Raw genomic sequence first — 1224 nt, 5'->3', positions numbered from 1 at the left:
CAGGAGAGTTCAGCGTGAATGTATCAGACACAGTTGCACCGGCTATGGCTGGTGTTGCTGGAAAAAGCTGCTTTGAATCATCTGTTGAAAAGCCTGGGCTGCTCGCGAAGTGTGCAGAACCCTCGCGAGAGCATCTACAAACGGCTCATCAATCTTTTGCCAAGACGGAGACGTTAATCCCGACACAGGGATCCAATACGAGCTTGGCAGGTGGCGATTTCTTGGGGGGTGAGGTTGTCCCAATTGACGTCGCGGCGCAGCACCAAGCCATTGTGCCCAGTGATGAAACGGGGCAGCTCTGCTTGGTCGATCACGCTCAGATCCCGCATGTGATAGGTAGTGTAATAGGTAACATCTGGGCTCTCGAAATCCACGTCGATAAGGGTGAGGGTCTTGCGGGGGGGCAGAGGGCTGCCCAAGAGGGGACGAGGGCCAGAGCCGAGAATGCCGCAGTGAAGCAGTTGCAGTTGCCCTTTGTGGCCAGGGTAGTAGCCGTGGTCGTGGCCGCTGATGTAGGTGTGGACGCGGTACTTCTCCAGCAGAGCCCGTTTGGCATCCGCCTCCAGCAGCACTTCTCCCGGATCGTCGCGCCCGACGGTGATGGCGTAGAGGGGCAGATGGCCGATGACAATGCGCAACTTGGCCTTCTGAGCCCGTTCGCTGGCCAGAGCCGCTTCCGCCCAGGCCATTTGTTCGGGCGGGATGTAATTGCAGGTGGCATCCCAGACTAGGTAAAACACATCGTCTTTTTCAAAGGTGTAGTAGAAGGGAAAGTCCCCCCGATCCACAAAGTTCAAACCTGGGTCGTGGGCCGGATCGTTCCAAAACTCGCGGGCCAGATCCCGTTCTTTTTGAAAGAGAAAGCCGCCCCGCGTGGTGCGGGCACAGGAAGCATCGTGATTGCCCAAGGTAAAGCCGTAGGGAAGTTTGGCCGCACGGATTGGGCCAGCCACATGCCGGTCGAAGGCTGCCCACATGGCGCGGATGCGCTCCTCCGACAGGCGGGGATCCTGACCGGCCACCATATCTCCTCCTCCCAAAACAATATCCGGCTGAAGATAGGGGATGAGGCCGATGCCCCGATCCACCTCTGGGTCGTATTCCACCGAGCCGTAGATGCCGTTCATGTCACTGATGACCAAGAGGCGCAGATCTCGGCGGGGGGGGATGTAGAGGCCATGGGGGGCATCTGGATGGGGGACGACGGTGGGGGTGGGCTGGGGG

Annotated in this window: 1 protein-coding gene; it reads right to left on the bottom strand. The window is 59.1% G+C overall.

From position 1 onward, the window contains the following. Nucleotides 1–173: 173 nt before the first annotated feature. Nucleotides 174–1224, bottom strand: a 1051-nt coding sequence (locus tag NW818_RS10700; protein WP_414424542.1) for a metallophosphoesterase family protein, incomplete at its 5' end; no start/stop codon positions are given.

The organism is Synechococcus sp. R6-5 (assembly GCF_047461775.1).
Classification (GTDB): Bacteria; Cyanobacteriota; Cyanobacteriia; order Thermostichales; family Thermostichaceae; genus Thermostichus.
This window is presented reverse-complemented; position numbering and strand designations above follow the sequence as displayed.